At 69.2% G+C, this 15,534-nt stretch carries 13 protein-coding genes; 8 read left to right on the top strand and 5 right to left on the bottom strand.

Features of this window, described 5'->3' with window-relative positions; genetic code table 11:
* Positions 1-54 precede the first annotated feature (54 nt).
* The 3 genes from HUA74_RS01685 to HUA74_RS01695 are packed head-to-tail and all read left to right on the top strand — an operon-like array spanning position 55 to position 2,432.
* Positions 55-1,407 carry an acetyl/propionyl/methylcrotonyl-CoA carboxylase subunit alpha gene (locus tag HUA74_RS01685; RefSeq protein ID WP_174453142.1) on the top strand — a complete coding sequence of 451 codons (1,353 nt, stop codon included), beginning with the start codon at positions 55-57 and terminating at the stop codon, positions 1,405-1,407.
* 42 nt (positions 1,408-1,449) lie between these two features.
* On the top strand, positions 1,450-1,662 hold the full coding sequence (locus HUA74_RS01690) for a biotin/lipoyl-binding carrier protein (protein WP_141648351.1): 213 nt from the start codon (positions 1,450-1,452) through the stop codon (positions 1,660-1,662).
* A 5-nt stretch (positions 1,663-1,667) separates the two neighbouring features.
* Entirely contained in the window at positions 1,668-2,432 is a 765-nt protein-coding gene (locus tag HUA74_RS01695; RefSeq protein WP_141648355.1) for an enoyl-CoA hydratase/isomerase family protein, read from the top strand.
* Between the two features lie 30 nt (positions 2,433-2,462).
* On the opposite strand, the gene HUA74_RS01700 is transcribed toward HUA74_RS01695, so the two are convergent.
* Complete coding sequence (locus HUA74_RS01700) at positions 2,463-3,056, bottom strand: response regulator (RefSeq protein ID WP_141648350.1); 594 nt, start codon at positions 3,054-3,056, stop codon at positions 2,463-2,465.
* 95 nt (positions 3,057-3,151) lie between these two features.
* A complete protein-coding gene (locus tag HUA74_RS01705; protein WP_371817183.1) occupies positions 3,152-4,936 on the bottom strand; it encodes an FHA domain-containing protein in 1,785 nt (594 codons plus the stop codon).
* A gap of 51 nt (positions 4,937-4,987) precedes the next feature.
* On the opposite strand from HUA74_RS01705, the gene HUA74_RS01710 reads away from it, so the two are divergent.
* Positions 4,988-6,646 carry a rhomboid family intramembrane serine protease gene (locus HUA74_RS01710; protein ID WP_174453144.1) on the top strand — a complete coding sequence of 553 codons (1,659 nt, stop codon included), beginning with the start codon at positions 4,988-4,990 and terminating at the stop codon, positions 6,644-6,646.
* A 59-nt stretch (positions 6,647-6,705) separates the two neighbouring features.
* Here HUA74_RS01710 and HUA74_RS01715 read toward each other — a convergent pair whose 3' ends face one another.
* The 3 genes from HUA74_RS01715 to HUA74_RS01725 form a co-directional block, all read right to left on the bottom strand.
* Positions 6,706-7,704 (bottom strand): RNA ligase (ATP), encoded by a 999-nt coding sequence (locus tag HUA74_RS01715; protein WP_174453145.1) that lies wholly within the window; start codon positions 7,702-7,704, stop codon positions 6,706-6,708.
* Between the two features lie 116 nt (positions 7,705-7,820).
* Positions 7,821-8,696, bottom strand: a complete 876-nt coding sequence (locus HUA74_RS01720; protein WP_174453146.1) for a hypothetical protein — start codon at positions 8,694-8,696, stop codon at positions 7,821-7,823.
* Positions 8,697-8,698: 2 nt separating this feature from the next.
* A complete protein-coding gene (locus tag HUA74_RS01725) occupies positions 8,699-9,958 on the bottom strand; it encodes a hypothetical protein (RefSeq protein ID WP_174453147.1) in 1,260 nt (419 codons plus the stop codon).
* Positions 9,959-10,195: 237 nt separating this feature from the next.
* Between HUA74_RS01725 and HUA74_RS01730 the strand changes: the two genes are divergently transcribed.
* The 4 genes from HUA74_RS01730 (at position 10,196) to HUA74_RS01745 (ending at position 15,491) form a co-directional block, all read left to right on the top strand.
* Positions 10,196-12,505: a glycosyltransferase family 39 protein gene (locus tag HUA74_RS01730; RefSeq protein WP_174453148.1), complete on the top strand. Its 2,310-nt coding sequence runs from the start codon at positions 10,196-10,198 to the stop codon at positions 12,503-12,505.
* Positions 12,502-13,419, top strand: coding sequence for an ABC transporter ATP-binding protein (locus tag HUA74_RS01735; RefSeq protein ID WP_141645501.1), 918 nt, complete (start codon positions 12,502-12,504; stop codon positions 13,417-13,419). Before HUA74_RS01730 ends, HUA74_RS01735 begins: the two co-directional genes overlap by 4 nt.
* 3 nt (positions 13,420-13,422) lie before the next feature.
* Positions 13,423-14,223, top strand: a complete 801-nt coding sequence (locus HUA74_RS01740) for an ABC transporter permease subunit (protein WP_141645500.1) — start codon at positions 13,423-13,425, stop codon at positions 14,221-14,223.
* Positions 14,224-14,444: 221 nt separating this feature from the next.
* A complete protein-coding gene (locus HUA74_RS01745) occupies positions 14,445-15,491 on the top strand; it encodes an SPFH domain-containing protein (protein WP_141645499.1) in 1,047 nt (348 codons plus the stop codon).
* The last annotated feature ends 43 nt before the right edge of the window (positions 15,492-15,534 follow it).

The raw sequence follows: 15,534 nt of genomic DNA on the forward strand, positions 1-15,534 counted from the left end.
GGGAGGGGGGCGGGGGTTAGGTTCGCCGCCCTTCCGCACACGAGGGCACGCGCCATGTTCCAGAAGTTGCTCATCGCCAACCGGGGAGAAATCGCCCGTCGCATCGGCGCGGCGGCCCGGCAGATGGGGCTCAAGACGGTGGCCGTGTACTCGGACCCGGACGCGGAGCTGCCGTTCGTGAAGGAAGCGGACGAGGCCGTGCGCATCGGCCCCGCTCCGGCGAAGGACAGCTACCTGAGCATCCCCGCGATTCTCGAGGCCGCGAAGAAGACGGGCGCCCAGGCCGTGCACCCCGGCTACGGGTTTCTGTCCGAAAACGGAGAGTTCGCCCAGGCGTGCCAGGACGCGGGACTCATCTTCGTGGGTCCGCCGCCGGAGGCCATGGCGCGGATGAAGGACAAGAGCCAGGCGCGCAAGCTGGTGTCCGCGGCGGGCGTCCCCGTGGTGCCCGGCAGCGAGGGTCTGGTGCCGGACGTGGCCACCGCGCTGGCCGAGGCCGAGCGCATCGGCTACCCGGTGTTGTGCAAGGCCGCGGGCGGCGGCGGCGGCATCGGCATGGCGGCGGCGAACAACCCCGCCGAGCTGGAGAAGGTGTTCCGCCAGTGCACGGACCGGGCGAAGTCCGCCTTCGGCCGTGAGGGCGTGTACCTGGAGCGCTACTTCCCCGCGCCTCGCCACATCGAGGTGCAGATTCTGGGAGATCACCACGGCCACCTCATCCACTGTCTGGAGCGCGAGTGCTCCATCCAGCGGCGCCACCAGAAGGTGGTGGAGGAGGCGCCGTCCGTGCTGTTCGCGGACGGGAAGAACGCGGAGCTGGCCCAGACGCTCTTCACCGCGGCCGTGACAGCGGCCAAGACGTTCGGCTACGCCAACGCGGGCACGGTGGAGTTCCTGTACTCGGACGGACAGGTCTACTTCATCGAGATGAACGCGCGGCTCCAGGTGGAGCACCCGGTGACGGAGCTGACCACGGGGCTGGACCTCATCGGCTGGCAGCTGCGCATCGCCGCGGGCGAGCACCTCACGGTGAAGCAGGAGGACGTGAAGCGGCGCGGGGCGGCGCTGGAGTTCCGCATCTACGCGGAGGACCCGGTGAAGTTCTTCCCGTCACCGGGGCCGCTGAAGGTGTTCCAGCCTCCCACGGGCGAGGGCGTGCGCCTGGACGCGGGCTATGCCGAGGGCAACACCGTCACGCCGAACTACGACCCGCTCATCGCCAAACTCATCATCTCCGGCGCCACGCGCGCGGAGGCGATTGAGCGCTCGGTGACGGCGCTTCAGTCCTTCCGCATCGAAGGCATCAAGACGAACATCCCGCTCCACCTGCGAATCGTTCAGGATGCGGCCTTCAAGGCCGGCGAGCTGGATACGCATTTCCTGGAGCATCACGCGAAGCCGGCGTAGTGGCAGGCTCCCGCTTCATCACCCCTTTGGAGGAACGGACTTATGGCGGACGTTGCGGCGCATATCACCGGCACCGTGTGGAAGATCGAGGTGCAGGTCGGCCAGCAAGTCAAAGAGGGCGACACGCTGGTCATCCTCGAGTCCATGAAGATGGAGATGCCGGTGGAGACGACCGAGGCCGGCACCGTGAAGGAGATTCGGTGCAAGGAGGCTCAGTCCGTCAACGAGGGTGATGTCCTCGTGGTGCTCGGGTAGTCGTGGTGGAGCCCTCGGTGGAGGTGGAAGACCGCGAGGGCGGCGTTCGGGTGTTGACGCTGTCCAACCCGGCCCGGCGCAACGCGCTGAATGACGCGATGCTGGCCCGGTTGGACGCGGCGCTGGAGCCCGCGCCACACGTGCGGGTGCTGCTGGTGCGGGGCGCGGGTGGCACCTTCTGCGCGGGCTACGACTTGACGCACCTGGGGCCCCCGGGTGCGGACGGGCGCCTGCCGGATGACGCGCTGGTGGAGTGTCTGCTCAAGCTGGAGCACCACCCCGTGCCCAGCGTGGCGCTGGTGCAGGGGGCGGCCGTGGGCGCGGGCTTCGACCTGGCGGCCTCGTGCGACTTCCGGGTGGGCGCGCCGGACACCGTCTTCCTCATGCCCCCGGCGAAGCTGGGCATCGTCTACTCGCCGGAGGGCCTGGCGCGGGCGACGCGCCTGGTGGGCCTGTCCCGGGCGAAGCAGCTCTTCCTCACGGCGCGGAAGCTGGATGCGCGTGAGGCGCTGGACTGGGGACTGCTCGACGCGTGCGAGGACGACGCGGAGGCCCAGGCCTTCGCGCTGTGCGCGACGCTGGCGGGCCATGCACCGGGCGCGGTGTCGGGGATGAAGGAGTCCTTCGGGCTGCTGTCGCGGGCGCCACTGCGTGACGCGGAGCAGGCGAGGCTCAGAGCGCTTCGCGCGACGGCGTTTGGGAGCGAGGACGCGAAGGAAGGGCGTGCGGCCTTCCTGGAGAAGCGTCCGCCCCGCTTCACCGGCCGCTAGTCACGCGGCCGGCGAGGCGGTTTCGGGGCTTCAGGTGTCGCCGAACAGCTCGCCCATGCGCAGCTGCAGCGCCGAGGCAATCTTGTAGAGCGACGAGATGGACGCGGAGGACTCCGCGCGTTCAATCTGGGACAGCAATGACACGGACAGGCCGGTGCGTCGCGCGAGCTGCTTGAGCGTGAGCTCCTGCGTCTTGCGCGCGTCGCGGATGGTGCGACCGATGGCGCGGTGCAGGTCCGCCTCCGGGTCCTGGGACAAGCCCTTCTTCTGGAGGGCGTTGCGGACCGCGGTGATGAACTGCTCCGGCTCCATGGGCTTCTTGACGTAGTCAGAAGCCTGGGCCTTGAGCGAGGCGACCGCCGTATCCACCGTGGGGTACGCGGTGGCGACGATGACGGCAACGTCCGTATCGTACTTGCGGATCAGCTCAAGCACCTCGGTCCCCGACATCTGCGGCATCATCATGTCGAGGATGACGAGGTGGAAGTCGGAACCTCGGAGGATCTCCACTGTCTGCGTGGGGTCCGTCGTGGTCACGACCTCGTAGCCTTCGCGGGTCAGCACCAGCTTGAGGTAGTCGCAGTTGTCCTGCTCGTCATCAACCACCAGGATGCGAATCTGCACAGCGTCTCCTCGCTGCAGGTGAACTTCGTCGAGCTGGGGCTCGGGGAGGGGGCGAGCACGCGCAGCCGATGGGGGGATGGTTCTCCTCCCTGGTTTTACTGCTTTCTGCCGTCGTAGTCTTTCAGTTGTGACTCGACGCCCTTGCGATAGGGATGGTCGGCCGGAGCGAGTTCCAGGAACCTCCGGTAGTGCTTCGCGCCGTCGTCAATCTCGTCGAGCCGGGCTTTGGCGATGCCCAGCATGAGATGGCAGTCGGGGTTCTCTCCATCCAGCTTGGCGCATTGGTCCGCGACGGCGAGCGCCTCTCGGTACTTCTGCTTCTTGATGAGCGCGCCAGCACGCGCCACGAGCTGACCGGTCTGCTCGTTGAGCGCGTCCGCGGCGTTGGCAACAGGCGGGGGCTCTTCCTTCCCGGCGGCCGGCACCGCCGCCGGAGGAGGCTTCGCCCTGGCCGCTTCGAGCTCCTTCATCTTCGCATCGTACTGGGCCTTCAGCGACGTATACCGCGCGATATAGAGCTTGGTCTTTGCGCTGGCTTCGAGCGGCGCCTTCGCCTCATCGGGCCTGTTCGCATCCAGCGCCTGCTTGGCCTTGTTGAGTTCGGTCTCGACGACCTCTTCGACCGCCACGTCGTCCAGGAGCTTCTTCGCGTCGCGGGGGTATTTTCCGTCCGCGCCGCGGGTCTTCTCCAGCTCGGTCCGGGCGCCCTTGAAGTCCAGGGCATCGAACGCCTTGAGCGCCGCGGCCATGAGCTCTTCGGTCGTCGGCTTCACCGGCTCGGGCGGGGTCTCCGGAGGGGCCGTCGTCCCGGTCTGCGCCGTCGGCGGAACCCGGGTGTCCTCGGGCGGCTTCACGGGAGGGGCGGGCGGAGGCTCCACGGGCTGGGTCGGCTGAGCAACCACCGGGTCCTGGATGGGCTGATTGCCCTGGCCCTGCTTGGACATCCAGAACGCGACGCCACCACCGCCCAGGAGCAGGGCGATGAGCCCGGCCACCAGCGGCATCTTCGACATGCCGCCTTCGCTGGCGGGAGCGTCCTCGCCGTCGCCGGCATCCCCCGCGCCCATGAAGCGCAGCTTCACGTGACCCAGCTCGACGATGTCGCCGCTGTTCAGGGTGGCCTGGGCGTAGCTCTCGCCGTTGACGGTCATCCCGTTCGCCGACTGCATGTCGATGACGCGCCACTCACCCGTCGCCTCGCGCACCAGCTTGGCGTGGGTGCGTGACAGCGAACGATGGTCCAACGTGATGTCGTTGTCGTCCGTGCGACCGATGCGCAGCTCGGTCCGGATGCACGCGAACTCCTGGCCCCGCAGCTCGTCCGGGGTCAGCACCACCAGCCGGGGCGCATCCTTTGTATCGATGTCCTCCAACTTCCGGGGCCGGTCGGCCTCGACATGATCCAACCGGATGATGGAGGTCGAGTTCCGCCGCTTGTCCGCGGAGGCTTGGGATGGGGGCGTGTGGTCGTGCTCGTCGCCGTCTCCAGGTGCCTCCTCCTCACTCTCCGAGCGGTCAGGCTCCTCGGGCTCGGCTTCCTGCCGGCGTGTGGGTACCTTGGTGGTGATGGGGCCAACGGCATTCGCGGCGCCCTCGGCCTGGAGTGCCAGGTCGTAGTCGCCAATCTGGATCAGATCGCCCTCACTGAGGGGCGACTGACCAGCGATGCGCTCTCCGTTGATCCGGGTGCCATTATAGCTCCCCAGATCCTCCACCACGACATGGCCGTTCAACCGCACCAGTCGTGCGTGACGACGAGACACGTTACGTTCGGTCAGGCGGATGGTGTTTCCCTCCTGACGTCCGATGGTGATCTCGTCGCGCACGAAGGGAACAACGGTCTTGCGCCCCTCGTCGTCTTCGATGATGAGCTTCAGCACGGGTCCGATCCGCGTACAGTCATAGCAGAACGGCCTTTCAACGCACAAGTCATGCATCCCCCTCAAATGACAGGGCTTTCTCCCCAGGAGGCGGGGCAGCCGGGTCTGTTGTCCATCGGTCAATCGGCCGGCCAAGGGAGCGCACGTCCGATTCCCTGGGTCACCCTGGCCCTCGCGGGGCTCCTGGTGGCTGTCCACGGGGTCCTCGTTGCCCTGGGTCCCGTCGACGTGGACGCGCTGGTGCGTTGGGGCGCGAAGGCGGGGCCGTTGGTGCTCGAGGCGGGGCAGGTCTGGCGGCTCTTGTCGGCCAACCTGCTGCACCGGGATGCGCTGCACCTGGCCCTCAATGTCACCGTGCTGGTGGCGGCGGGGACGGCGCTCGAAAGAGCCTGTCGCCGTCGTGACTATGCCGCGCTGCTCATCGCCACCGGACTGACCACGATGGCGAGTTCGCTCGCCTGGTCGGGCGCGGTGAGCGTGGGTGCCTCCGGGCTCGTCTATGGATGCATGGGCGCGCTGCTGGTGCTGGGCCGGCGTCACCGCTCGCGCCCGGGCTTCCGTGTGCGGTGGCTCTCCGGGGAAAGCGCGCTTCCCACGGTGCTCGTGTTCCTCTGGATGGGTTGGACGTCCGTGGGCGTGGACAACGCGGGGCACCTGGGTGGACTGGTGGCCGGGTTGCTGGCGGGAGCGTTCCTGGATCCACGCGATTCCGAGCGGGCCTCTCGGACGAGTCTGGCGAAGCCGCTGGCAGGGGTGCTCGCGGCGCTGTTCGTGGCGGGCGGGGTGGTGATGGAGCGCTCGGGCTGGCGCGTGGAGCGGGACGACGGGTTCGGCGTCGCGGTGGCGATGCCCGAAGGCTGGCGAGGCGAGGTGGACGGGCAGGGACGGAGGACCTTCTCCAATGGATTGCCCGGACTGGGGCGCGCCACGTTCTCCGCGGAGGCCATCGAGGCGGGCGAGCCGGTGGATGGTCTGGCGCAGGCCCGGCACTTCCATGACGAGACGCTGCCCTTGGGAGCGCCCGGACCCGAGGGGCGGACGTTGTCCGTGCAGGGGCCGTCGCGGACGCTGGTGGGAGGACGTGTCGCGCAGCGGCTGCGCGCGGAGCTCGAAGGGCCCGATGGAGGGCGCCATCTGCTCGCCTTCTTCGTGCCTCGGGGAGAGTGGGTCTACCGCCTCGTCTTCACCTGGCCCGCGCGGTGGCCCGCGTATCAGGAGGTCGTGGGCCGGATGGTGGCGGAGCTGCGCTTCGACGAGCCCTCCGTGCTGCGCGAGGCGCGAGGGCGGGCGTTGCTGTCGCCCGGAGCGCCGGGACCTCAGCGGGAGCTGGGCGCGGTGTTGCGGCGGCTGGGGTTGTCGCGGGAGGCCGTCACTCCGCTCGCGGAGGCGGTGCGTTTGTCACCCTCGCACGTGGGCGCTCGGGTGGAGCTCGCACGCGCGCTGCTCGATGCCGGTCGCGTGGAGGAGGGGTGTCACGCGGCGGACGAGGCCCAGGTCTATGGCCCCTCGGAAACGGGGGCGCTGGAGGCGGGCGTACGGTGCGAGCTGGCCCGGGGCGCGCTGCCCCGGGCGTTGGAGAGACTGGAAGAGGCGCGCCGCGTGGACCCGCAGGATGCGCGCCTGCGGGCCGCCGAAGCCGCGCTGAGGACGGTGCTGGAAGCGTCTCCGTCCTCGATGCCCCGAGAGACCTCGGGTCCAACGCCGCGCTGACGCGTTGGCTCCGAGGCTTCCCTCGGGAAGCCGTGGGCTCTCGGTGAGCGCGCCCGGCCTCAGTCCTCGTCCTTGAGCAGGAAGTCGTTGTTGATGACCTTGAACGACAGCCTGCCGCCCAGCGTGGGCGAGTGCCGCTCGACGAGCGGGCGGATGACGATGCCCTCCTTGCGGTTCTTCGTGCCCGGGTAGAGGCCCTGGGCGAGCCGCAGGTAGTGCTCCAGTCCCTGGTCAAACGTTCGCGCGGCCTCGCCCGTGACGACGTGCTCCACCGGCACCGTGCGCAGCCCGTGCCGCGCGCAGAACGAGACGAAGTCCGCATGGCCCAGGAACTGTCCCGTCCGGGTGTCGTGGACGCTGAAGACGAACAGGTCCACCTCGGCGAGCCCCAGTCGGTTCTTCTGGATGCCGGGGCCACACAGCTCCCCCTGGATGGCGAAGCCCGGGGGCAACGCGGTGTCCAGCGAGTACCGCTTCGCCACGGTCCACGCCCGGCTCGTTCCGGGTCGCAGAGACCAGTTCCGGGAGCACGCCACCAGCGGGCCGTCGAGCGGCTTGAAGAACGTCGCGGAAGTCCCATCCAGCTTCGTCGTTACGAAGAAGTCGTGGCCTCGAAGCTCGTCCAGGACGCCGAGCGCCGACTGCAGGCGGATTTCATCCGTCCTCGGCACCTCGCCCGGGAAGGGCCCGGCCACGTCGCTGCCCTCGGGCGGTGCCGGCTCGTACTTCACGACCCCCAGGCTGTCGCGCACGTCCGTGCCCTCGGGGGGCACCGCGCCCTCCAGGATGGAGGTGGGCAGCGCGAGCCCCTGGGACAGCACGCCCCGCAGTCGCGCGGTCTTCACGCGAAAGCTCCGGGCCCTGAGGAACTCCGCCCAGGGCGCGCCCTCCGGAAGCTGGCTGTCGATTTCGAAGAAGACGCACGCGTCACCGGGGGCGAACTCGCCCTTCCTCACCACCACGTCCCAGCCCATCACCCGTGCCTTCAGGATGTTGTCGGCTCCGGGGATGGCCTCCAGGTGGTCGATGCGCTGAATCGAGACGAGCTTTCTCTCCATGACGGGACCTCCCTCCTCGCCACCGGCGAGGGCCGGGGCTCCCGAGCGACGCCCTGGAAGGCTCCGGCTGACGGTGCCTCGATATCAGGAATCCCTGGGCTTCGGGCACGGCGGACTCACCACCGCGCGCTGAAGGCTCGCACCACGAGGCCCGCGCCGAGCGTCCACTCGTCACGGCGCGAGAGGCCCGCGTCACCCACGACGTAGCCGCCAGAGAGCCGCAGCGCCACGGGTTGGTCCGCCACGGCGAGGAACACGCGCTCCAGGGAGGCATCGGCGCGGGCGCGGAAGTCCGTTCCACCTTCGAGGCCAAGGGTCCACCCCGCGAGCCCCGAGGCACGAAGGGCCCACAGTCCATCTTCGCTCTCCAGGCCCAGGTCGAACATGAGCGAGGTGAAGGGAGACAGCGCGTGCTCGGTGGTGTCTCCCGCGCGGCGCAGCGTGTGGCTCGCCACCGGGCCGAAGCCGAGCCAGGCGCGCCCGGTCTCCGAGCGCAGCGGGTCGACAAGGAGCCCCATGCGCCCCGTCTCCAGTGTCCACCCCGGACCTTCCCACTCGCGCCGCTCCAGGTGCGCCGCGCGCAGCGCCACCGTCACGTCGAACGGGAAGGGGATGCGCACCGGGCGCGCGGTGGGAATCAGGATGAAGCCTTCCTCCAGGTGGCGGCGCAGCAGTCCGTCATAGGCGGTGAAGCCCCAGCCTCGCCGCTCGCCATCCCAGAGGTCCACGCCCAGGAGTCGGTGGTTGGTGAACCAGGGCGTGCCCTTGCTGCGGCTGGTGCTCCCGGTGCGGATGCGCACGCTCGAGTGCAGCGTCAGCGCCCCCACGCCGTCGCGCACCGTCGCGCCCGTGCCCACCACCCAGCCATCCCCGGGGTCGAAGCAGGTGGGAAACGGCTCGCCCCTCGAGTCCGTGGGGAGACACGGGTCCGGTGACGGAGGGCCCGCGCCTGGCGCCGAGGCCAGGAGCAATGCGAGTCCAAGCGCGAGCACGTTCAATCCCGGGCCTTTTCGGCGATGGGCGCGGAGCGGCGCGCGGGAGCCCACAGCGAGAAGCGCAGGCCCGCCGAGGCGGACCACTCCCAGCGCTCCGGCAGGAAGGCGATATCGTTGCGCCACACCCCGCGCGCGTCCGCGACCAGGCTCAGCGGCTGGTCATTGATGGCCAGCAGGATGAACTCGTAACCGGCGGAGAGCCTGAGCCGCTCGGGCCTGAGCGGACGACCCTCCACGGCGCGCGACAGGAGCACCTTCTCCGCCTCCACGCCGAAGCGCAGGTGGTGGAACCCATCCCGATCCAACGTCAGGTTGCCTTCGAGCGCCGCGCCGGGCACCAACGTGCTGATGCCGTTCTCGTAGTCGCGCTCCGCGGAGGGACCCGCGCGCACGCGCACGTAGGACACCAGGTCTCGCGAATGCCACAGGTCCAGGGTGGCGTGCAGGGTGCCCCAGGTGAGGAACCCACCCCGGGCCTCGCCGCGCTCCAGGTCCTCCACGCGCAGCGTCTCCAGCCACACGCCCAGGTTGATGCTGACGTCGTACCGTCGCGGCTCACCGAAGAAGGTCGTTATCCGGAAGAGCGGCTCATCGCGCTCGACGCTGAAGTCGTAGCGCAGCAGCGAGAAGTCGATGGAGGGCTCGCCGAGCGACAGCTCCGTCTCCAGGAAGTGCAGCCGGTGCAGCCGCTTGCGCGCGGCCAGCTCCAGCGCGATGCCGAAGTCCAGGCGCACGCGGTCCTCGCGCGCCTCGTCGCCGGGCCACAGCGGGCTCCAGGCGCCGCCCAGCCAGACGCGCCGGTGCAGGTCGAAGTTGAACTGCATCACCCGACCGCGCTCGTCGCGATACCAGCCCGGCGGCGCGTCCGCGATGGAGGGCTCCAGCCGGTACGTGCGCAGCTCCTCGTTCGGGACGGGCGCGGCCTCCTCGGGGACGCAGGGACGCACCCGCTCCAGGAAGCGCTCCGTCTCCTGGCCGTCGACATCCAGCTCGCGGCGCGGGGTGATGAGACAGCGACGCTGCTCGTGACTGCACTGCGCGCGCCACTGGCCGGAGGGCACGTTCGGCGTCGGCGGCAGCTCCAGGCACAGCGCGGGCCGCTCCGAGTCCTGGAAGGGCAGCGGCACGGCGGGCGGCTGGATGATGGGTGGCGCGACCTTGGCGGGGGCGACCTCGACGGGGGTAACCTCAGCGGGCGGGCCACCCTCCACCTGCCCCAGGAGCAGGGCACAACCCAACGTCACCGCGGACACGAGCATGGAGCCTCCAAATCTGGACGGGGGCGGGCAATACAAGGCCCGTGCCCCCGCTCGCCCGGCGGGCTCCCTCCATGTGGGCCTCCCACCTTCGTGCAGGCTCCTGCACAATGGCGCGCACGCTGCCTCACGGTGTGCCTCCGGCGGAGGTCGACCGGCGAGGGTGGCGGGGATATAAGGCCGCGTCCTGCCCGTGGTGCGCAGGCAACCGCCCGAAACGACTCAAGGAGCCCTTCACCCGTGGCGAGCGACGGCGAACAGCAGGAACAGCAGCAAGAGCAGACCTTCGCCGAGGCCATTCTCGGCAAGGAGACCTTCTCGGCGCGGTGGATGCAGCGGTGGCTCGCGCTCTCCGCCACCACCCGGGTGGTGTTTTCCACGGCCCTCTTCGCGGGCCTGCTCTTCATCCCCTACCTGGGCGCGGTGGGATTGTGGGACTGCTGGGAGACCCACTACGGCGAAGTGGCGCGGATGATGATCGTCCGCCGCGACTACCTGTATCCCTTCTGGGAGAACGCGTGGTTCTTCTCCAAGCCGCCGCTGACCATGTGGATGCAGGCGCTGGGCATGCAGGTGGTGGGCACGGTGCGCTCGGGAGGCCAGCTCGGGCTGTACACCGAGTGGGGCATGCGCGTGCCCTTCGTGCTCCTGAGCATCACCGCCGTGACGCTCCTGTCCCTGGCCGTGTCGCGCGTGGTGAACCGCCGCGCGGGCCTGGCCACCGGCTTCGTGCTGGCCACCATGCCGCTGTACTTCCTGCTCACGCGGCAGACGGTGACGGACACGCCGTTCGTCACCACGTTCGTCTGCGCGATGGCGTGCGCGCTCATCGGCCAGCTCGATGACACGACGAAGCACCGCGCCGCCTGGTGGTACGGCTTCTATTTCTTCGCGGGCCTGTCCACGCTGGCCAAGGGCCTGTTGGGCGTGGGTCTGCCCGCCGTCATCCTCGTGCTCTACGCGGCGCTGGCCGTCATGCCCTGGGACGGGCCGAGCCTCGATGCGCACCTGCGCTGGCTGACGGACGGAGGCTTCCGCAAGGACGTCCGAGAGGGCCGCCAGCCCATGCCGGTGCTGTGGGCGCAGATGCACAAGATGCACCTGGGCACGGGCATCCTCGTCTTCTTCGCGGTGGCCGCGCCCTGGTACGTGGTGATGTCCCTCTTCAAGAGCGTGGACGACGAGGGCAAGCTCTTCTGGTACCGCTTCTTCGTCCACGACCACCTCAACCGCCTCACCGCGGGCGTGCACACCACCACGCCGGGTGGCACGTTCATCTACTTCATCGAGCAGGGGGGCTTCGGCATCTTCCCCTGGGTGGCCCTGCTGCCCGGCGCCTTCGCCATCATCGCGAAGCTGAAGCTGCGCTCGGAGAAGAAGGCGGACCACCTGGCCATCATCGCCGTGGTGTGGGTGGCCTTCTCCTTCTGGCTCCTGGCCTCCAGCGCCACCAAGTTCCACCACTACGTCTTCCCCGTCCTGCCCGGCCTCGCGGTCCTCATCGCGCTCTTCATCGACCGGCTCTGGGAAGAGGGCATCTCCGCGCACGCGGTGAGCCTCATCTTCGGCCTGGTCCTCTTCGTCCTCGTCGGCAAGGACCTGGCGGAGAACCCGAAGAACTTCACCGACCTGTTCGTCTACAACTACGACCGGCCCTATCCGCAGGACCTGGTCACCAAGCCCATCGCGTTCTTCTCCCGCGCGCTCTGGACGGGCGACCTCGTCACGCTGGTGCTGCTCGCCTTCGGCGTCTACCTGTCGTTCGATGCGTTCTCGCCCAAGACGCGTGAGAAGGTGACGCCGGGCTCGCGCGCGGTGGCGCTGCTCATGCTCCTGGGTGGCGCGGCCACGCTGGCCGCGGTGGCGTCCGGCGCGAAGGTGTCCGCGACGGGGCTGGTGGGCGTGGCGGTGGCGGTGGTGGGCGGCTTCCTCGGGTGGCAGTCGCTGCGCCCGAAGACGGAAGGTCGCGCGTCGCTCCAGGCCCTGGCCGCGGTGCTGGCGCTGGCGGGCGTGGTGCTGGCGGTGCGCGGCTTCAAGAATCCCGCGGGTGAGGACTCGCTGCTGCGCTCGCTGTCGGAGCCCGTCAACATCAAGGGTGCGCTGGGCTTCGTCTTCGCGGTGGCGGGCGCCATGGCCGTCGTGGCGACGCTGATGCGGGCGCGGGTGATGTTGTTCGGCACCTTCTGGGTGCTGGCCGCCGGCTTCGCCCTCTGGTTCAACTGGAACCACTGGGTGGACCTGTCCCACCACTGGACGCAGCGAGACCTCTTCTGGCGCTACTACTCGCAGCGGCAGGAAGGCGAGCCCATCGTCGCGTACCTGATGAACTGGCGCGGCGAGACGCTCTACTCCAGCAACACCGTGGAGCAGTACCGCAGCGGTGACTACAACGCGAAGCTGCGCTCGCTCGTCGCGCGGCCCGGACGCGAGTGGGTGCTCGCCGAGCAGAAGATGCTCTCCTCGCTGCGCAGCGCGGTGGGCGCGGACAAGGTCGTCACCCCGGTCGACAAGGACATCAACAACAAGTTCGTCCTGGTGACCATCGATTGAGCGGCATCGACGTCCGGGGTCTGGGCAAGCGCTTCGGCGAACGCGTCGCCGTGGAGGGGCTCACCTTCCACGTGCGGCCTGGTGAGGTGTTTGGCCTGTTGGGGCCCAACGGCGCCGGGAAGACGACGACGGTGCGCATGCTCACCGGTCTGTTGACCCCCAGCGAGGGCGAGGCCGTGGTGTGGGGCCACCGCGCGGACCGCGACGGCGAGGGGCTGCGCAAGGTGGTGGGGCTGCTCACCGAGCAGCCCGGTCTCTACGAGCGGCTCACCGCCCGGGAGAACCTGCGCTTCTTCATGAAGCTGCACGAGCTGGACGAGTCCAAGGCGTGGCCGCGCACGCAGCACTACCTGGAGCGCTTCGGACTGGGAGGCCGCGAGGAGGAGCCGGTGGGTGGCTTCTCCAAGGGCATGCGCCAGAAGCTCGCCATCGTCCGCACCCTCGTGCATGACCCTCGCGTCATCTTCCTGGACGAGCCCACCAGCGGCCTGGACCCGGAGTCCGCGCGCACGGTGCGCGACGCCGTCGCTGAGCTGGCATCGGAGGGGCGCACGATTGTCCTCTGCTCGCACAACCTCTCGGAGGTGGAGCGGTTGTGCGAGCGCGTCGCGGTGGTGAAGCGGCGGTTGCTCCTGATGGGGCCGGTGCGGGAGCTGCGGCGCTCGGGGCAGTCGCTGGACGTGCGGGTGGACGGTGAGGCGGAGCGCTTCCGCAACGCGCTGACGTCGCTGCCCTTCGCGCCCAACGTGCTGGCCGAGGGCATGCGGCTGCGCGTCATGCTGGAGGACGAGGCCCACGCGCCGGACGTGCTGGCGTGCCTGGTGGGCGCGGGCGCGCGCGTGCACAGCGCGGTGCCGGCGCAGCGTCCCCTGGAAGAGGTGTACCTGGACCTGCTTCGTGAAGAGGGCGCTTGAGCCATGGCATTCCGTCCCCGTCGAGCCCTGGCCGTGTTCTGGAAGGACTTCCTGGACCTGCGCAAGAACGTGGGGCTGCTCGTCTCCATGGCGGTGCTGCCGGCCGTCATGGTGCTGGTGCCCATCGTCGTCGTGTGGACGTACGTCAACACTCCCAACAGGGCCGACCTGCGCAGCGTGGCCCAGTTCTATGACCCCACGCTGCCCTTGGGCGCCAGCGCGGCGCGCTTCCTCATCGACAAGACGCTCACCGACTGGTTCGGGCTGTTCCTCGTCATGCCCGTCTTCGTCCCCATCCTCATCGCGTCCCAGAGCGTCGCGGGAGAGAAGGAGCGGCGCACGCTGGAGCCGCTGCTCGCCTCGCCGGTGACGGCCGCGGAGCTGGTGGCGGGCAAGAGCCTGGCGGCGCTGGTGCCCGCGGTGGTGATTACCTGGGTGGCCTTCATCATCTTCTGCGTGGGCGTGGACATCGTCGCGTGGCCGATGGTGCAGGGACCCTTGATGCCCAACGCCCTGTGGACCTTCGGCGTGCTGGTGATTGCCCCGCTGTTCGCCTTCTTCGGCAACGGCGTCGCGGTGCTCATCTCCGCGCGGGTGAGCGAGGCCCGCATGGCACAGCAGATTTCGGCCCTGGTCGTCCTGCCGCTCGTCGGCATGGTGGGCGGGCAGGTGGCCGGCGTCCTGAAGGCCGGGCTGGGCTTCTACGCGCTCCAGGGCGCGGTGGTGCTGGTCCTGGACGTGGTGCTCCTCTTCGCCAGCATCCGCCTGCTGGACCGCGAGCGCCTGGTCAGCCGCTGGGGCTGAAGTTCCCCCGGAAGGCCTCCCACCCGTTCACCGGCGGCCACCCCAGGGCCGCCTGGCGGGCGAGCGGCTAGGCAATCGCCAGTGAAACTGGCATCTTCCAGGGAGGGCTGCCGGGCGGAAAGCGGGCGCGCTTTCGTCACGGACGCCATGTTCTTAGAGAGGGTCGGGTGGGGGCGCGGATTTGCCGGCCGCCATGGCGGCCACGGAGGCGCTGACTAGCAATGGGTATCTTCGACACCATCAAGGGTGAGGCGAAGCGCAACTTCATCGCTCGCGCGGACACGGCGAAGGGGGAGATCATCTACAAGTATCCGGAGAACAACATCCGGATGCTCACCCAGCTGACCGTCGACGCCGATGAGGTCGCCCTCTTCGTCAAGGACGGCAAGGTCGAGGGCAAGCTGGGGCCCGGCCGTCACCAGCTCGACTCGAACAACATCCCGTTCCTGTCCGCGCTCGTGGAGAAGTTCACGGGTGGCAACCTCTTCGTCACCGAGGTCTTCTTCGTCTCCGTCCGCGAGTTCGCGGGCGTGAAGTTCGGCGGGCCCATTGGCGACGTTCGGGACCCGGAGACGGGCCTGGGCATCGGCACCATGGTGTACGGCGACTTCTCCATCCGCGTGACGGACCCGGAGAAGCTCGTGGTGGGCCTGGTGGGCATGGGCCGCTCCAGCAACGAGGAGCTGCTGGGCTGGTTCAAGAACCAGGTGCTCAAGGTGACGAGAGATCGCATCGCCGAGCTGCTGGTGAAGAAGCGCTGGCCGCTGCTCGACGTGACGAGCGGTGCGTACACCGAGGAAATCGAGACCGAGGTCATCAGCGGCCTGAAGCCCCACGTGGACGGCTACGGCCTCACCGTGGTGCGGATGGGCAACTTCCACGTCAGCATCAAGGAGGAGGACGAGGGGACGCTGAAGAAGCTCTCCAAGGACGTCGCCTACTCCCGGCTGGCTGGTGGCTTCCAGCAGTACGCGCAGGGTCAGGCGATGCTGGGCGCGGCGGAGGGCATGGCCAAGGGCGGTGACGGCAGCGGCTCCGGCAACGCGCTGGGCGGCATGGGCATGGGCATGGGCTTCGGAATGGCCCAGCAGTTCATGAACCAGCAGGGCCAGCAGCAGCGCCCCCAGGAGCCCGCGCAGCAGGCGGCTCCCGCCGACACGCGCAGCCCCGCGCAGCGCCTGAAGGAAATCAAGGAGCTGAAGGACGCCGGCGTCCTCTCCGACGAGGAGTACAACGCCAAGCGCGCGGAGCTGATGAAGCTCCTGTAGTCCGCCCGGGAGGAAGTCCTCCCGGCACACCGTCAGGGCCTCC

This window comes from Myxococcus sp. CA051A, assembly GCF_013336705.1.
Taxonomy (GTDB): Bacteria; Myxococcota; Myxococcia; order Myxococcales; family Myxococcaceae; genus Myxococcus; species Myxococcus llanfairpwllgwyngyllgogerychwyrndrobwllllantysiliogogogochensis.

Coding starts and splice junctions, on each gene's coding strand:
- HUA74_RS01740 (WP_141645500.1), top strand. CDS start 13,423: ATGGCATTCCGTCCCCGTCGAGCCCTGGCCGTGTTCTGGAAGGACTTC.
- HUA74_RS01690 (WP_141648351.1), top strand. CDS start 1,450: ATGGCGGACGTTGCGGCGCATATCACCGGCACCGTGTGGAAGATCGAG.
- HUA74_RS01685 (WP_174453142.1), top strand. CDS start 55: ATGTTCCAGAAGTTGCTCATCGCCAACCGGGGAGAAATCGCCCGTCGC.
- HUA74_RS01710 (WP_174453144.1), top strand. CDS start 4,988: ATGCATCCCCCTCAAATGACAGGGCTTTCTCCCCAGGAGGCGGGGCAG.
- HUA74_RS01725 (WP_174453147.1), bottom strand. CDS start 9,958: ATGCTCGTGTCCGCGGTGACGTTGGGTTGTGCCCTGCTCCTGGGGCAG.
- HUA74_RS01715 (WP_174453145.1), bottom strand. CDS start 7,704: ATGGAGAGAAAGCTCGTCTCGATTCAGCGCATCGACCACCTGGAGGCC.
- HUA74_RS01745 (WP_141645499.1), top strand. CDS start 14,445: ATGGGTATCTTCGACACCATCAAGGGTGAGGCGAAGCGCAACTTCATC.